This window comes from Diaminobutyricibacter sp. McL0608, from assembly GCF_039613825.1.
GTDB lineage: Bacteria > Actinomycetota > Actinomycetes > Actinomycetales > Microbacteriaceae > Diaminobutyricibacter.
In genome coordinates this window covers 861664-877117 of the sequence record NZ_CP154826.1, presented here as the reverse complement: position 1 = coordinate 877117, position 15454 = coordinate 861664, and the positions used below count along the sequence as shown (strand labels likewise).

Sequence of the window (15454 nt, the reverse complement as noted above, 5' to 3'; positions counted from 1 at the left end):
ACGTCGCTGACGCCGTCCACAGGAGCATCAGAGGAGTGTGTCGACGCGCTCGCGGATCGCGGCAGCGATCTCGCCGACCGGCTGTGCGGCGTCGAGAACCAGGAACCGTCCCGGCTCGTCTGCCGCGAGCCCGAGGTAGGCGGCCCGCACGCGGGCGTGGAACTCAGCCTTCTCGGCTTCGAGGCGATCGTAGCGGGTCCGCGCGCTGTCCAGTCGCGTACGAGCGACGGTCTCGTCGAGGTCGAGAAGGATGGTGAGGTCGGGCAGGAGACCTTCGGCCGCCCAGAGGGAGAGGTTGCGGATCTCTGTCGGGTCGAGGACGCGCCCGACGCCCTGATAGGCCACTGACGAATCGAGGTATCGGTCCTGGATGACGACTTCGCCTCGTGCGAGAGCCGGGCGGACGAACGTTTCGATGTGGTGGGCGCGATCTGCTGCGTAGAGAAGCGCCTCTGCCCGCGGTGCGATGTCACCGCGGTGATGCAGGACGATCTCGCGGATTTCGACGCCGACGTCGGTTCCGCCGGGTTCGCGCGTTCTGACGACGGTCCTTCCGTGTTCGCGCAGCCAGTCGGAAAGCAGTTGCGCCTGAGTCGATTTTCCCGAACCGTCACCGCCTTCGAGCGTGATGAACAGGCCCTGGTCGTTCCGTTCGCTCACGTGGCGGTCGATGCCTTACGTGTGATGGCCGCCTTCTTGGCAGGCGTTTTCCTGGTCGTGGTCGCCTTCTTGGCCGCGGGTTTCTTGGCTGGTCCCTTTGCCCGCTTGTCGGCCAGCAGCTGCACCGCGCGTTCGAAGTCGACCTCTTCGACCATTTCGCTCTTGGGGATCGTCGCGTTGGTCACGCCGTCGGTCACATAGGGTCCGAAACGCCCGTCTTTGATTTTGATCGGCTTGCCGCTCACCGGGTCAGCTTCGAATTCCTTGAGAGCGCTCGACGCTCGCCGCGCGCCGTATTTGGGCTGCGCGAACAGGTCGAGTGCGCCTGCGAGGTCAATCGAGAAGATCTCGTCTTCCGCAGTCAGCGAGCGGGTGTCCGTACCCTTCTTCAGGTATGGGCCGTAGCGACCGTTCTGAGCCTGGATCTCGTCGCCCGTGGTCGGGTCGGCCCCGACAACCCGCGGAAGGTCCAATAGCTGCATGGCCGTATCCATATCGATCGTCGCAAGATCCATGGACTTGAAGAGCGACGCGGTACGCGGCTTCGACGCCGTTGCCTTCTTGGCGACGGCCTTCTTCGACTTGACGGCGGCACGCGCCGGAGCCTCGACGATCTCGCCGGTCTCGGGGTCGACGCTCGCGCCGTCAACGTTCAGCGCTTCGGGCTCCTCTGGTTCAAGCTCGGTGACGTAGGGGCCGAACCGGCCGTCTTTTGCGACGACCTGCTTACCGTTCGCCGGGTTCACGCCGAGAATCCGATCGGTCTGCACCGGCGCATCGATCAGTTCGAGCGCTTTTGCAGGCGTGAGTTCGTCGGGAGCGAGGTCTTGCGGGATGTTCACCCGGCGCGGTGTGGCGCCTTCGGCGGCGCCGGGCTCAACGATCTCGAGATAGGGGCCGTACTTGCCGATGCGGAGAGTGATGTCGTCATTGATGCGGATGGAGTTGATCGTTCGCGCGTCGATGTCGCCCAGGTTGTCGATGACCTGACGGAGGCCCTTGTGCTTATCGCTTCCGAAGTAGAAGCTGTTGAGCCAGTCGTTCCGCTCGGCTTCTCCCCCGGCGATGCGGTCGAGGTCGTCCTCCATCTCGGCGGTGAAGTCGTATTCGACCAGTTCGCCGAAATAGTCTTCGAGCAGCCGGACCACGGAGAACGCGACCCAGCTGGGAACGAGCGCCTGGCCTCGCGGTGTCACGTACCCTCGGTCGACGATCGTCGAGATGATCGACGCGTAGGTGGACGGTCGGCCGACACCCAGCTCTTCGAGCGTCTTCACCAGGCTCGCCTCTGTGTAGCGCGGCGGCGGAGTGGTTTCGTGGCCCTTCGCCTCGACATCCACCACTTCCAGTTTCTGGCCCGCCTCGAGCGGAGGAAGCTTGGACTCGGTCGGCTCCGTCGTCGCGTTCCGCTCTTCATCCCGGCCTTCTTCGTAGGCGTGGAGGAAGCCGCGGAACGTGATCACCGTTCCACTGGCCGAGAATTCGGCCACAGTACCGGAGTTGTCGCCTTCGGTCAGCGAAGCCTCGATCGTCACTGAGGCGGTCTGGCCCTTGGCATCGGCCATCTGCGATGCGACGGTGCGCTTCCAGATGAGGTCGTAGAGTCGCATGTCGTTGCCACGCAGGACGGAAGCCAGCTCCGCCGGCGTTCGGAAGGTCTCGCCTGAGGGACGGATCGCCTCGTGGGCCTCCTGCGCGCTCTTGTTCTTTCCCGCGTAGGTCCGTGGCTTGTCGGGTACGGTCTCGGCACCGTAGAGGTCTGCAGCCTGTTTACGCGCCGCGTCGGTCGCCTGCTTCGAGAGCGACGGCGAGTCGGTGCGCATATAGGTGATGTAGCCGTTCTCGTAGAGCGACTGGGCGACGCTCATCGTCTGGCGCGCAGAGAACCGCAGCTTTCGTGCGGCCTCCTGCTGGAGCGTCGAGGTCGTGAACGGGGCCGCGGGACGGCGCGAATACGGCTTGGACTCGACCTTGCTGACTGCGACGACGGTGCTCGGCAGAGCGATCGCCTCGGCCAGCGCGGAGGCGGCCGATTCGTCGAGGGTTCGGGCGCTGCTCTTCAGCTGGCCGCGGTCGTCGAAGTCTCGTCCTGTGGCGATTCGTTCGCCGGAGAGCCTGACCAGGCGTCCTTCGAATGAACTGGCAGCTCTGTCACCCTCCGAAGTCGGTGCCAGCTGCGCCGTGAGGTCCCAGTAGCCGGCGGCGACGAACGCGAGGCGTTCCCGCTCACGGTCGACTACGAGACGGGTGGCGGCGGACTGCACGCGGCCCGCCGAAAGGCCGGGACCTACTTTGCGCCAGAGAACCGGCGACACCTCGTACCCGTACAGGCGGTCGAGGATGCGTCGCGTCTCCTGGGCATCGACGAGCGCAGCGTCGATCTCGCGGGTGTTGTCCCGTGCACGCTCGATCGCTTCGCGGGTGATCTCGTGGAAGACCATGCGACGCACAGGCACTTTGGGCTTCAGGACTTCGATCAGGTGCCACGCGATGGCTTCGCCTTCGCGGTCCTCATCAGTTGCGAGCAGGAGTTCGTCGGCGTCTTTGAGGGCGCGCTTCAGGTCGGCGACCGTCTTCTTCTTCTGGTCGGAGACGACATAGTACGGTTCGAAGTCGTTCTCGACGTCGACGGAGAACTTGCCGAGCGAGCCCTTCTTGAGCTCCGGCGGAAGGTTCTTGGGCTCGATCAGGTCGCGGATGTGACCAACCGAGGCCATGACCTCGTATCCCGCTCCCAAGTACTGGGCGATCGACTTCACCTTCGTCGGTGACTCGACGATGACCAGCTTCTTCGTGTCTGGCACCTGACTCCTCTTATATACGCATCCTGTGGAGAAACAGCTGGGCCCGGAGTAGATGCGCTCCCCCGGCGCTCTCCCCCAGCTGTGATCGTGAGCAGCGCCGCCCATCAAGGCACACCATACACACCTCTACTGCTTTTACACCTAATCGTTCCGGGCTCGTTCGCCTTCAGCGCAGACCTTGCGGTGGCGCTGTGGCCGAGGAAAATGGCCTTCATGGGTACAACATCGATGGGGACGTATACCGCGAAACTGACCGATGGTCCGCTGGAAGGCAAAACCATCACTGCCGAGTTCCTGGAGTCGGGTGACCCGCGCCCGAGAATCGAGATCAAGGCTGAGTCGGGCGGCAAGCGTTACCTCTATACACGGGGTGGCGGCGTGGAGTTCGCTTCCGACGACGCCCTCGACAGCCGGCCGAGCGCCGTCGAATACCGCTACCTCGAGGCCGTCTTCGACTGAGAGAGGCTCCAGCGTGCGTGGTGGCCCCGCCCGAGCGCGCACTCGAACCTCGAAGGTGAGAACCTGTGCCTTCACAAGCACAGTCACCAAGGGGCCGTTGATCGCGCAGTCGACCAGGGTGCCTCCATTGATACTCGCCGCATCGTCTGCCCGCGCACACGGATAGCCCGGCATCGCCCCGGACACGACATCGGCGGCAGCGACAGCCGCAGCGTCCGCGGCCCCGACGACGCGCTGTTTGACGACGAAGGCCGCCGAGATTCCGGCGATGCATCCGGTCAGCGCGAGAATCCCGCCGATCATCGCGATCGAGATGATCGAGACCGATCCGCGTTCGCTGAATGCCGCACGCCCTGGCTCGGAGCCAGTAGCCACGCGCCCGTGCGTCTCGAACACCTTCATCTCAGAGACCGCCCGCGACCGCGCACGACCGTCCGACCAGAGTGAGCCCGAGTGCCCCGAACGGACCGGCAGGGCCGGGCGATCGAAGGCGGGCGCAGATGAAGTCTCCCTCGCTCGCTACGGAGAGCGTCACCGCACCGATCGCCGTGCGAGCGCGAGCGGTGACCGTTTCGACGGCGTCGCCACGCCCCAGCGCCCGTGCGGCGTCGGCAGCCGCATCCGTGATCCGGAGCTGCTGGGTCACCGCTTGAAGCGCACCCAGGCAGAGCGCGAGGACGAGGACGATCGCCGGAGCGACGACCGCGAACTCCGCGGTGACGCTGCCTCGCTCGGAGGTGGATTCAACTGCGTCACACATCGATGGAGAGAGCTCGCCTCACGAGATCGGTCAGTACCTGCCTGACCTCGTCTCCGCGGAGTATGACCACAAGGAGCCCGGCGAACCCCACAGCGGCCATCGTTGCGACGGCGTACTCGGCTGTCGCCGATCCCCGCTCGTCTGAGAGTGCTGCCACTGCGCGTGACCATGCCTTGTGTGTCATCTCGGTTACCTTCCAGTTGGTTTGCGAAGCGAAGCGCCCCTGTGCATCCATCTTTCGCGGCCCACGATCTCCTCGCGCGGAACCGCCGACTTCTGTGGACAGGAGTCACAACGACTCGAATGTGGAGGAAACAATGGCGAGCAGCAGCGGAGCGACGCCGAGGAGCATGAAGGCCGGCAGCACGCAGAGGCCGAGGGGCAGCATCAACCGGACTGCCAGCGATGCCGCCGCGGCCTGCCCGGCGCTGCGCGACTCGCGTCGCCCGCGGTCTGCTTCGCTTCGAAGGAGCGCCCCCGCCGGAATCCCTGCGCGGGCGGACAGCTCGAGCACCCGTTCGATGGCGGGCACGCTGTCACGGCCCCCGGACAGGAAACGACGACACGCATCCGCGACGACCTCACGGGCAACCGATATGGCCGCGCCTCCCGCAAGCGCCATTGCGAGGAGCTCGAGCTCGATCGCCGGCGCGGAGCCGGACGGGGTCGCCCGGTGGGAGAGCCGCCGATTCCAGGCCGCGCCGAGTCCCATGAGCAGAGCGCCGCCCGAAAGAAGCGCCCATCCGACCGGATTTCCGGTGAGCGTGCCCAGGGTGTCGAAGCCCAGCGCCATCCCGAAGAGGAGTCCGACCAGGGGAAGGAAGGACACCATTCGGGCCGTCAGCACCGGTCCCGCGAGCGCAACGGCGATGTCACGCTCCGTATCCCCCTGTCTGTGAAAGGACTCCCCGCAAGCCCGAAGGCAATCGGCAAGCGGTGATCCGGACTCTGTGGCCACCCACCACACCGCCGCGAGCGCGGCCCTGGCTTCACGCACACGAGGCGGCGGGTCGTCCCGGCCACTCATGATGGCGCAGACGACAGTGTCCCCGCTTGTGATCCCGCGGCCGACCGATGCCGCAAACGGATCGTCGGTCGACTCAGCCAGATACGACCACGCGGGCGCTGGGCCGATCCCGGCCTCCAGCAGCGTCGCCAGTGTCTCGGCGAGCGTGGCGAGACGGTCGATCTCAGGTCGGCGCTGCGCCCTGTCAGTTCGCATCGGGCATCCTGAGTTCATCGAGTGCGAGGCGCGACCGGCCATCCGCCCGGAACCTCCCGAAGCCGGCGATGCGGCGCATGCCGTCGATCCGCGCGACGTGGATGACGAGGCCGATCGCGCTCACGGCCTGGCGCGCGATGGAACGATCCGACATTCCGGCGAGAGCCCCGAGCGCTTCGAGCCGTGCCGGCACGTCGCTGAGGGAGTTGGCATGAAGCGTTCCAGCGCCTCCGTCATGGCCGGTGTTCAGCGCGCTCAGGAGTTCCTGCACTTCGGCACCGCGGCATTCGCCCAGAACCAATCGATCCGGGCGCATCCGCAGAGCCTCCCGAACCAGTTGCTGGAGTCCGACGCTACCGGCGCCCTCGAGGTTCGACTGCCTGGACTGAACTCCGACGACGTGCGGGTGATGGATCCTGAGTTCGGCGACGTCTTCGATGACGACGATCCGCTCGTCCGGCGATGCTTCGGCGAGCATGGCCGCGAGTAGTGTCGTCTTTCCCGCTCCGGCCGCGCCCGTGACAAGGAGATTCAGGCGCTGCGCGACCGCGCTCCGCAGGATCGCCGCCTGGGACGACGTCGCGGAACCCGCGGAGACCAGGTCGTCGAGGGTGAACCGCTCGCGCCGAGGTATTCGGATGGACAGCAGGGTGCCCGATGTGGAGATCGGCGGAAGCACGGCGTGCACCCTGACTCCACCTGCCAGTCGTACGTCCACCGCAGGCGTCGCCTCATCGATGTGGCGACCGCCGAGGCCGATGAGTCGCACGGCGAGGTCGCGCGTGGCGCGTTCGTCGGCGGACCACCCGTCAAGGCGCTGGATGCCCGACTCTCCATCGCACCAGAGCTCCGCCCCGTTCACGAAGAGGTCTGTGACTCCCTCGCGTGCGACATGCGGAGCGAGCGGGCCGAACTGGCTCCAATCGATCACTCCCCGATCGGGCGGCTGCCTGGATGCCGGAGCATGGGGCACGAAGGGGACACCTGGGCTGCTGCCGGAGGTTGGGGATGACATGCCTGCGAGGTTACGGAGGCGTCGGTCAGAGCGAGCAGTGAGCACGCTGGACTGTGGAGAGCGGCCTTAGTACGGATGCTGTGGAGGAGAGGATGCACGCTCGGCGGACCACAGGCGGTTAACAAAGGGGGGCGGCACCTATTGGGGGGAACAGGTGCCGCCACAGCGACGCGTGATTGGGGGGAATCGTTCGCGCCGCACGCCAGAATTTACATTCGGCCGGGTATTAGTGTACGCCTATTAACTGGTTTCGCAAGTCTCCGATTGAGGGGTCGCGGCCAAGCGGTAATGTCTGTAGAAGTCGCGCCACGACCCCTGCCAAACACGCATCGCAAAGGAGCGAAAAAACTCCCCATGAGCAACACGATCGACAACCTGCTGCACGAGGAACGACGATTTCCGCCGACCGAGGAATTCGCCGCCCAGGCCGTCGCCGGCGCCGCCCTCTATGAGCGCGCGGCATCCGACCGGCCCGCCTTCTGGGCCGACCAGTCCCGCGAGCTCCTTCACTGGCACAAACCCTTCACGAAGACTCTCGACTGGTCGAACCCGCCGTTCGCGACCTGGTTCGACGACGGCGAGCTGAACGTCGCATACAACTGCCTCGACCGGCACGTTCTCGCAGGAAACGGCGACCGCGTCGCCATCCACTGGGAAGGGGAGCCGGGCGACAGCCGCTCGATCACCTACGCGGAGCTGACGGCCGAGGTCAAGCGAGCGGCCAACCTGCTGACCAGCCTCGGCATCCGTGCGGGCGATCGTGTCGCGATCTACCTGCCGATGATCCCCGAGGCCGTGATCGCCATGCTGGCCGTCGCGCGCATCGGTGCCGTCCATTCCGTCGTCTTCGGCGGGTTCAGTGCGGAAAGCCTGCGCTCCCGAATCGACGATGCCAGTGCCAAGCTCGTGATCACGGCCGACGGCGGCTGGCGCAAGGGCAAGGTGTTCCCGCTCAAGGCCGCCGTCGACGCGGCCCTCGCGGCCAGCGATTCGACGGTCGAGAACGTACTCGTCGTCAAGCGCGGCGGCAACGACGTCGAGTGGACCGACGGCCGTGACCTCTGGTGGCACGATGAGATCGCGCAGGTCGACGCCGACCACGTGGCGAAGGCGTTCGGAGCCGAACAGCCCCTCTTCATCCTCTACACGAGCGGAACGACGGGCAAGCCGAAGGGAATCCTCCACACGTCCGGCGGCTACCTCACCCAGGCCGCGTTCACTCACAAGAACGTCTTCGATCTTCACCCCGAGTCCGACGTCTACTGGTGCACCGCCGACATCGGCTGGGTCACCGGGCACAGCTACGTCGTCTACGGACCGCTCGCCAACGGCGCGACCCAGGTACTCTACGAAGGAACGCCGGACACGCCGCACCAGGGCCGCTGGTGGGAGATCATCGAGAAGTACAGGGTCTCGATCTTCTATACCGCGCCCACTGCCATCCGCTCGTTCATGAAGCTCGGGCGGCAGATCCCCCAGGGCTTCGATCTCAGCAGCCTTCGCGTGCTCGGCTCCGTCGGTGAGCCGATCAACCCGGAGGCGTGGATGTGGTACCGCGAGGTCATCGGCGGAGGCGAGACTCCGATCGTCGACACATGGTGGCAGACCGAGACCGGCGCGATCATGATCTCCGCGCTTCCCGGCGTGACCGCGACCAAGCCCGGTAGCGCACAGACGCCGCTCCCCGGTATCGCCGTGGACGTGCTCGACGATGCCGGCGAGCACGTCGGCCAGGGCAACGGCGGCCTCCTCGTCATCACTGAGCCGTGGCCGAGCATGCTGCGCGGAATCTGGGGCGACCCCGAGCGGTTCAAGGAGACCTACTGGGAGAAGTTCGGCGACAAGTACTTCGCCGGCGACGGCGCCAGGCTCGACGAGGACGGCGACATCTGGCTCCTCGGCCGGGTCGACGATGTCATGAACGTGTCCGGCCACCGCCTCTCGACCGCGGAGATCGAGTCGGCGCTGGTCGCGCATCCGCTCACCGCCGAGGCCGCCGTCGTCGGCGCCAGCGACGAGACGACCGGACAAGCCGTCGTCGCGTTCGTCATCATCAAGCAGAGCCAGCAGGAAGTGGCGGATACCGAGGATGTCGCCGCGGTGCTTCGCGCGCACGTCGCCGAGCAGATCGGTGCGATCGCGCGGCCACGCCAGATCTTCGTCGTCAACGAACTCCCGAAGACCCGCTCGGGGAAGATCATGCGCCGCTTGCTGCGCGACGTGGCCGAGGGCCGCGAGATCGGCGATACGACCACACTTGCGGACACGACGGTGATGACGATCATCCAGGGCAAGCTGAAGTAGATCCCGTCGAGTCGTCACCGACCGTCGCCGACACGAATGCGCGGCGGTCGGTGGCGACTCGGCGTCAGCTCACGCGAAGGCGAGGATCAGTTCGACCTCGACCGGCGCGTCCAGTGGAAGCACGGCGACGCCGACCGCCGAGCGGGCGTGGACTCCGGCATCGCCGAAGATCTCCCCGAGCACCTCGGACGCCCCGTTGATGACACCCGGCTGGCCGGTGAACGATGGATCGGATGCGACGAACCCGACGACCTTGACGACACGCGTCACACGGTCGAGCGATCCGATCACACCCTTGGCTGCGGCGAGAGCGTTGAGAGCGCAGATCCGCGCGTAGGCTTTGGCGTCGCTCGCCGGCACGAGGCCGTGGCCATCGCCGACCTTGCCAGTCGCCGGCAATGCGCCGGACACCATCGGGAGCTGGCCGGAGGTGAAGACGAGGGAGCCTTCGACCACCGCGGGAATGTACGCGGCAACCGGAGGGACGACCTCGGGGAGCTCGATTCCGAGCTCGGCGAGACGGGCTTCGATGGCGGAGGTCACTGGTCGCCGCCGTCCGTCTCGAGCACCGGACGCTTGAGGTAGGCGACCAGGCCGCCCTCGGGGCCGGTGACGACCTGGACCAGTTCCCACCCTTCGGATCCCCAGGTGTTGAGGATGGCCGCAGTGTTGTGGATGATCAGCGGAATCGTCGCGTATTCCCAGCGGGGCATGGCTCTCCTCGTGCGTTCAGCTCGGTCGTTCAGGGGGTTTGTCAGGTTTCTCACTTACGCTTGATTCTATGTCTGCCAAAAAACCCCCGGCTAGAGGTGCGCTTGGAGCGCTTGGCGCGTTCGTCGGCATGAGTGTCGTCGCGGGCCTCCTCGTCACCGCCGCCGTCACCCCCGCAATCGCGGTGACCGGCATGGCCGCGAACGACAGCATCGGCGTATTCGAGGGTCTTCCGGAGTATCTCTCCGTCGGAGAACTCGCACAGCCGACCACCATCTACGCGAAGGCGAGCAACGGCACCAACGTTCCGCTGGCCACCTTCTACGCCCAGAACCGGCTGCCGGTGAACTTCGACCAGATCTCGCAGTCCGCCAAGGACGCTGCGATCGCCGGTGAAGACCCGCGCTTCTACACGCACGGCGGCGTCGACATCCAGGGCACCATCCGAGGCGCGCTTTTCACGGCGCTCAAGAAGGACACCCAGGGCGGTTCGTCGATCACCCAGCAGTACGTGAAGAACGTGCTGCTGCAGAAGTGCGAGGCGAAGCCGGTCAAGACCGACGCCGACCAGAAGGCGTACGACGCGTGCGTGCAGAACTCCACGGGCGTGACTCCTGACCGCAAGCTCAAGGAGATGAAGTACGCCATCGGCCTCGAGAAGAAGTACACGAAGGACCAGATCCTCGATGGGTACCTCAACATCGCCGGCTTCGGCGGCAGCGTCTACGGAATCGAAGCTGCGGCTCGCTACTACTACGGCGTCTCGGCCAAGACTCTGACACCCGCGCAGGCGGCGAGCCTCGTCGCGATCGTGAACCAGCCGACCGCGCTCAAGCTCGACGACCCGACGAGCAAGACGAACGGCGCCGCCAACGGCTACGCGGCCAACAAGGATCGTCGCAACTACATCCTCGGCAAGATGTACGAGTACAAGAAGCTCACCAAGGCCCAGTACCAAGAGGCCCTGAAGACCAAGATCACGCCCAAGATCACCCCGTCGGTCCGTGGTTGCCAGACCGCGGGAGGATCGGCGTACTTCTGCGACTACGTGCAGAAGATCGCCCTGAACGACCCCGCCTTCGGCAAGGATGCGGACACTCGCACGTCGAACTTCTACCGTGGCGGTTACAAGATCTTCACGAGCCTCGACCTCGACATGCAGGGCGCTGCTGAAGGATCCATCCGCGACTACGTGCCGAAGACCTACGACAGGGCCAATCTCGGTGCCGCCGCCGTCGGCGTGCAGCCCGGCACCGGCCGGGTCCTCTACATGGCCCAGAACAAGGACTACAGCCAGGATCCCGCAGTGCTGAACTCGGGCGCCAACTACACGTCGATCAACTACAACACCGACAAGGCGTACGGCGGATCGAGCGGCTTCCAGACCGGATCGACCTACAAGGTCTTCACGCTCGCGGCCTGGCTCCAGGCGGGTCATTCGCTGAACGAGACCGTCAACGCGAACCCCAGGACCTACGACGCGTCGACGTTCAAGAACAGCTGCGACGGGCCTGCTTCCGGTCCGTACCGCCCCCAGAACGACTCGTCGGGCGAGGGCGGCATCATGAGCGCCCAGACCGCGACGACAGAATCGGTCAACACCGCGTACATCGCGATGGCGCACGAGCTCGACCTGTGCGACATCCGTCACGACGCGGAGGCCTTCGGCGTGCACCGCGCAGACAGCGCACCGCTCAAGACCTACCCGACGAGCGTGCTCGGCATCAATGAGATCGCGCCGCTGACGATGGCCACTGCGTTCGCAGGTATCGCGAACAAGGGCGTCACCTGCACGCCTGTTGCCATCGACAAGATCATCGACGGCACGGGCAAGGACGTCCCCGCTCCGAAGTCGAAGTGCACGCAGGCAGTCGACCCGCAGATAGCCGCCACGATGGCCTACGCGCTCAAGAAGGTCGTGACCAGCGGTACGGCTGCCGGCATGAACCCGAGCAACACCGACATGCTCGCCAAGACGGGAACCACCGACAACAACGAGCAGATCTGGCTCGTCGCCGCGACCACCAAGATGGCCGGAGCGTACTGGGTCGGTAACATCTCCGGACACGTCTCGATGCGCAGCATCTACCCGACGCACGGTACGACGCCCGCACTCGCCCGAACGGCAGTGATGCGCAACATCATGGGCGCGGCCGTCGCGAAGTTCGGCGGCGACCCGTTCCCGACGCCCGACAACAAGCTCCTCCAGGGCGTGCAGGTTCAGGTGCCCGACCTGAGCGGCCGCAGCCCTGCCGAAGCGAAATCCATCATCGAAGGACTCGGTCTGAACTATGCGGATGGCGGTCCTCGTGACTCCATGAAGCCCGCCGGAACAGTAGACGGCACCGACCCGGGCGCCGGCGCGAACGTGAGCAAGGGCACCGAGATCACGGTGTACACGAGCAATGGGTCGCTCGTCGCGCTGCCCGACGTCGTCGGCAAGAAGCTCTCTGAGGCTCAGGCCGCCCTGAGCGGCTTCAGCGTGCAGGTCAAGGGTGGCGGCAACCCCGACGACATCGTCAAGGCGATGGACCCCGGTGCCGGAACCGGTGCGAAACCAGGCTCGAAAGTCACCCTGACGCTCCAGCAGGCCTCGACACCTCCGACCGGGGCACCGAAACCGTAGTGGCACGCACACACGTCCGCAGCGCCGCCACCGCACTCGCGGTGGCGGGCGCTGCGGCCGTCGGCGCGTTCGCCTGGGGCACCCTCGTCGAGAACACGGCGTTCACGCTGCGACGGGTGAGCGTCCCTGTGCTCCCCGCGGGTGCGCGCCCGATCCGCGTGCTGCACCTGTCCGACCTGCACATGGCTCCGTGGCAGAAGCACAAGCAGGAGTGGATTCGATCCCTGGCCGACCTCGACATCGATCTCATCGTCGACACCGGAGACAACCTCGGCCACCCCGACGGTCTGGCGGGAATCGAGTACGCCTTCGAGCGCTTCCGCGGCATTCCCGGTGTGTTCGTGCACGGCTCCAATGACTACTACGGCCCTCAGGCCAAGAACCCGCTGAAGTACTTCACCGGTCCGTCGAAGGTGGCGACAACGGCCGCGCTCCTCGACAACGCCGCGCTCATCTCCTACTTCGACGATCTCGGCTGGCTCGATCTCAACAATTCCGCCGGCTCCCTCGATCTTCTCGGCACCCACATCGAGTTCTTCGGCGTGAACGATCCGCACCGCCACTTCGACCGGCTGGAGCTGATTCCCGGTGCGCTCGAGGAGCTGCGCGAGAACGACCCATACGCCGAGGATGCGACCTGGCCGGAAGACGCCCCGAAGGTCGAACGCCCCACTCTGACCGTCGGCGTCGCGCATGCGCCCTACCAGCGGGTGCTCGACTCGTTCGTGACCTACGGGGCCTCCCTGATCCTCGCCGGCCACACCCATGGCGGCCAGGTCTGCCTTCCCGGATTCGGCGCTCTCGTGACCAACTGCGACATCCCCCGCCGTCAGGCCAAGGGTCTCAGCATCTGGCGGCACGCCTTCCGGTCCGCCTATCTCAACGTCTCCGCGGGCCTCGGCACGTCGATCTACGCGCCGTTCAGATTCGCCTGCCCGCCCGAGGCCACGCTTCTCACCCTGGTCCCCGCGCGCTGAGGCACGACCGACTGGTCAACGATCCCGCTCCGCAGCGTGTATCCTAGTTGAGGCCTTCGGGCCACTCGGGGTGTGGCGCAGCTTGGTAGCGCGCTTCGTTCGGGACGAAGAGGTCGTGGGTTCGAATCCCGCCACCCCGACACATCTGTTGCCGGAGCGTATCGCTCCGGCAGCAGCCGTTTAAGCCCGCGTCTGAACGCCCAGCCGGTCGGCGACGATCTGCAGCGACCGGATGCGCGCATCCAGTGTCGCGGCTCCGGAGGCGATCATCAACTCGTCCGCTCCGGTCGACTGCAACAGCGACCTGAGCCGCGTCTCGACTTCATCGGGCGTGCCGACCGCCTGTCGTGCGGTACGCGCAGCGATGAACTCCTGCTCGAGCGGCGTGAACTCGTGCGCCAGTGCCTCTTCGATGCTGACCGGCTGCGGCTTGCCGCCCTGCCGCATGCGAAGGAAGGAGAGCTGACCGGGCAGCGATTGCGCGCGCACGACCTCGGGGTCTTCGTCGGCGATCACGTTCACCGCGATCATGCTGTGCGGCTCGGTGAGGATGTCACTCGGCGTGAATCGCGAGCGGTAGAGCTCGAGCGCTGCTTCGGTGTTCTCTCCCGCGAAATGATGCGCGAACGCGAACGGCAGACCGAGCGCCGCCGCGACCTGGGCGCTGTATCCGCTCGACCCGAGGAGCCAGACCTGCGGTGCATCGCCGAGCCCGGGGACAGCCGTGATCGTGTGAAGCGGATTGGCGTCGCTGAGTCCCCCGTAGAAGAACCCGAACAGATCGAGGAGCTGCTGCGGGAAGTCCTCGACCCCGAGCCCCTCGGCACTGCGCCGGAGGGCCATCGCCGTCGCGCCGTCGGTGCCGGGCGCGCGACCGATACCGAGGTCGATCCGATCACCGTAGAGCGCGCGGAGGGTGCCGAACTGCTCGGCGACCACGAGCGGCGCATGATTCGGAAGCATCACTCCACCGCTCCCGACCCGGATGGTCTCCGTGGCCGCTGCGACGCCTGCGATCAGTACGGCGGGGGCGCTGGAGGCGATCCCGGGCATCCCGTGATGCTCTGCGACCCAGAAGCGCGAGAACCCGAGCCGTTCCGCTTCCTGAGCCAGCTTCACCGAGCCGCGAACGGCGTCTGCGTTGGTCCCGCCGTATGGCCGGCTTGCGAGGTCGAGGACGTTCAGGGGCACGGAGGATTCGTTCGGCGCAGAGTTCACCATTGTGCCAACGATGACCGGACGCCAACGATTCCCGCGGCCTTAAACCTGGGCGATCCGCAGCCGACGCGAATCGCCCGGGCCTCGCCGTTACAGCGATTCGCGACGGCGGCGAGTTGTGACGATCAGGATGACGATGATTCCCGCGAGCGCCAGTCCGATGCCGACCGCGATGAGTGAGGTGCTGATCACGGAGCCCGTGTGGGCGAGCCCGGTTCCGGAGTCGCCCGAATTCGAGGAGCTCGCGGCAGCCGGGTCATCCGCTGGGACGACGGTGACGGTCGCCGTCGACACCGAGTGGCTGGACGCCCCCGTGCCGGTGATCTCGTAGGCACCGCTTGCGGAACGCGGCACGGTCACGAGCAGGATGGCGCTTCCGTTGGCGCTGGACGTCTTGACGACATTGGCTGTGCTGATCGACGTTGCGAAGGATGCGAGGTGCGCGTCGGCGCCATCCTGGCCAGAGACGACATAGCTGACGCTCTCAGAGGGGCCGAAGGTTCCCGCCGAGCAATTGAGGGCGGCTGTCTGACCTCCCTGGAGGGTGGACGGGCTGACGGTGCAGCCGCCTCCGGTGGTGTAGTCGACTGCGTTGGCGGCCGCGGGCGCTGCCAATGTGGCCGCGACGACGAGGAGCAGTGTTGCGAGCAGCTTCCTGGACATGGGAGGCGCCTTTCCGACCGGTACTGTGGACACAT

Annotated in this window: 14 protein-coding genes, 1 tRNA gene and 1 pseudogene; 5 read left to right on the top strand and 11 right to left on the bottom strand. The window is 66.1% G+C overall.

Annotated features, from left to right (window positions below):
• Nucleotides 1–27: 27 nt before the first annotated feature.
• Together tmk and topA are read right to left on the bottom strand one after the other, a co-directional pair.
• On the bottom strand, nucleotides 28–660 hold the full coding sequence (tmk, locus tag AAYO93_RS04065; protein WP_345763735.1) for a dTMP kinase: 633 nt from the start codon (nucleotides 658–660) through the stop codon (nucleotides 28–30).
• The gene (gene topA, locus AAYO93_RS04060) at nucleotides 657–3464 is read right to left on the bottom strand and encodes a type I DNA topoisomerase (protein ID WP_345763734.1); all 2808 of its coding nucleotides are present in this window, start codon (nucleotides 3462–3464) and stop codon (nucleotides 657–659) included. Before topA ends, tmk begins: the two co-directional genes overlap by 4 nt.
• A gap of 213 nt (nucleotides 3465–3677) precedes the next feature.
• On the opposite strand from topA, the gene AAYO93_RS04055 reads away from it, so the two are divergent.
• On the top strand, nucleotides 3678–3923 hold the full coding sequence (locus AAYO93_RS04055; RefSeq protein ID WP_345763733.1) for a hypothetical protein: 246 nt from the start codon (nucleotides 3678–3680) through the stop codon (nucleotides 3921–3923).
• 81 nt (nucleotides 3924–4004) lie between these two features.
• Here the strand turns inward: AAYO93_RS04055 and AAYO93_RS20170 are convergent.
• The 5 genes and pseudogenes from AAYO93_RS20170 to AAYO93_RS04035 all read right to left on the bottom strand — a co-directional run.
• Nucleotides 4005–4226: pseudogene (locus AAYO93_RS20170) on the bottom strand (Rv3654c family TadE-like protein); the annotation flags it as partial.
• A gap of 100 nt (nucleotides 4227–4326) precedes the next feature.
• A complete protein-coding gene (locus AAYO93_RS04050; RefSeq protein WP_345763732.1) occupies nucleotides 4327–4683 on the bottom strand; it encodes a TadE family type IV pilus minor pilin in 357 nt (118 codons plus the stop codon).
• Nucleotides 4676–4867, bottom strand: a complete 192-nt coding sequence (locus AAYO93_RS04045; RefSeq protein ID WP_345763731.1) for a DUF4244 domain-containing protein — start codon at nucleotides 4865–4867, stop codon at nucleotides 4676–4678. The genes AAYO93_RS04050 and AAYO93_RS04045 overlap by 8 nt, the downstream gene beginning before the upstream one ends.
• Before the next feature lie 105 nt (nucleotides 4868–4972).
• Nucleotides 4973–5905, bottom strand: a complete 933-nt coding sequence (locus AAYO93_RS04040; RefSeq protein ID WP_345763730.1) for a type II secretion system F family protein — start codon at nucleotides 5903–5905, stop codon at nucleotides 4973–4975.
• Nucleotides 5895–6920, bottom strand: a complete 1026-nt coding sequence (locus tag AAYO93_RS04035; protein ID WP_345763729.1) for a TadA family conjugal transfer-associated ATPase — start codon at nucleotides 6918–6920, stop codon at nucleotides 5895–5897. The genes AAYO93_RS04040 and AAYO93_RS04035 overlap by 11 nt, the downstream gene beginning before the upstream one ends.
• A 354-nt stretch (nucleotides 6921–7274) precedes the next feature.
• Here AAYO93_RS04035 and acs point away from each other — a divergent pair, with 354 nt between their 5' ends.
• Complete coding sequence (acs, locus tag AAYO93_RS04030) at nucleotides 7275–9224, top strand: acetate--CoA ligase (RefSeq protein WP_345763728.1); 1950 nt, start codon at nucleotides 7275–7277, stop codon at nucleotides 9222–9224.
• Between the two features lie 69 nt (nucleotides 9225–9293).
• Here acs and AAYO93_RS04025 read toward each other — a convergent pair whose 3' ends face one another.
• Complete coding sequence (locus AAYO93_RS04025; RefSeq protein ID WP_345763727.1) at nucleotides 9294–9767, bottom strand: RidA family protein; 474 nt, start codon at nucleotides 9765–9767, stop codon at nucleotides 9294–9296.
• The gene (locus tag AAYO93_RS04020; protein ID WP_345763726.1) at nucleotides 9764–9937 is read right to left on the bottom strand and encodes a hypothetical protein; all 174 of its coding nucleotides are present in this window, start codon (nucleotides 9935–9937) and stop codon (nucleotides 9764–9766) included. Before AAYO93_RS04020 ends, AAYO93_RS04025 begins: the two co-directional genes overlap by 4 nt.
• Before the next feature lie 68 nt (nucleotides 9938–10005).
• Between AAYO93_RS04020 and AAYO93_RS04015 the strand changes: the two genes are divergently transcribed.
• The 3 genes from AAYO93_RS04015 to AAYO93_RS04005 all read left to right on the top strand — a co-directional run bounded on the left by AAYO93_RS04015 (nucleotide 10006) and on the right by AAYO93_RS04005 (nucleotide 13678).
• Nucleotides 10006–12561: a transglycosylase domain-containing protein gene (locus tag AAYO93_RS04015; protein WP_345763725.1), complete on the top strand. Its 2556-nt coding sequence runs from the start codon at nucleotides 10006–10008 to the stop codon at nucleotides 12559–12561.
• A complete protein-coding gene (locus AAYO93_RS04010) occupies nucleotides 12561–13538 on the top strand; it encodes a metallophosphoesterase (protein ID WP_345763724.1) in 978 nt (325 codons plus the stop codon). The genes AAYO93_RS04015 and AAYO93_RS04010 overlap by 1 nt, the downstream gene beginning before the upstream one ends.
• Before the next feature lie 66 nt (nucleotides 13539–13604).
• Nucleotides 13605–13678, top strand: a tRNA-Pro gene (locus AAYO93_RS04005).
• A 40-nt stretch (nucleotides 13679–13718) separates the two neighbouring features.
• Here the strand turns inward: AAYO93_RS04005 and AAYO93_RS04000 are convergent.
• A complete protein-coding gene (locus AAYO93_RS04000; RefSeq protein ID WP_345763723.1) occupies nucleotides 13719–14759 on the bottom strand; it encodes an LLM class flavin-dependent oxidoreductase in 1041 nt (346 codons plus the stop codon).
• 87 nt (nucleotides 14760–14846) lie between these two features.
• Nucleotides 14847–15419 carry a hypothetical protein gene (locus tag AAYO93_RS03995; protein WP_345763722.1) on the bottom strand — a complete coding sequence of 191 codons (573 nt, stop codon included), beginning with the start codon at nucleotides 15417–15419 and terminating at the stop codon, nucleotides 14847–14849.
• Between the last annotated feature and the right edge of the window lie 35 nt (nucleotides 15420–15454).

Coding starts and splice junctions, on each gene's coding strand:
- AAYO93_RS04055 (WP_345763733.1), top strand. CDS start 3,678: ATGGGTACAACATCGATGGGGACGTATACCGCGAAACTGACCGATGGT.
- AAYO93_RS04050 (WP_345763732.1), bottom strand. CDS start 4,683: ATGTGTGACGCAGTTGAATCCACCTCCGAGCGAGGCAGCGTCACCGCG.
- AAYO93_RS04045 (WP_345763731.1), bottom strand. CDS start 4,867: ATGACACACAAGGCATGGTCACGCGCAGTGGCAGCACTCTCAGACGAG.
- AAYO93_RS04040 (WP_345763730.1), bottom strand. CDS start 5,905: ATGCGAACTGACAGGGCGCAGCGCCGACCTGAGATCGACCGTCTCGCC.
- AAYO93_RS04035 (WP_345763729.1), bottom strand. CDS start 6,920: ATGTCATCCCCAACCTCCGGCAGCAGCCCAGGTGTCCCCTTCGTGCCC.
- acs (WP_345763728.1), top strand. CDS start 7,275: ATGAGCAACACGATCGACAACCTGCTGCACGAGGAACGACGATTTCCG.
- AAYO93_RS04020 (WP_345763726.1), bottom strand. CDS start 9,937: ATGCCCCGCTGGGAATACGCGACGATTCCGCTGATCATCCACAACACT.
- AAYO93_RS04015 (WP_345763725.1), top strand. CDS start 10,006: ATGTCTGCCAAAAAACCCCCGGCTAGAGGTGCGCTTGGAGCGCTTGGC.
- AAYO93_RS04000 (WP_345763723.1), bottom strand. CDS start 14,759: ATGGTGAACTCTGCGCCGAACGAATCCTCCGTGCCCCTGAACGTCCTC.
- AAYO93_RS03995 (WP_345763722.1), bottom strand. CDS start 15,419: ATGTCCAGGAAGCTGCTCGCAACACTGCTCCTCGTCGTCGCGGCCACA.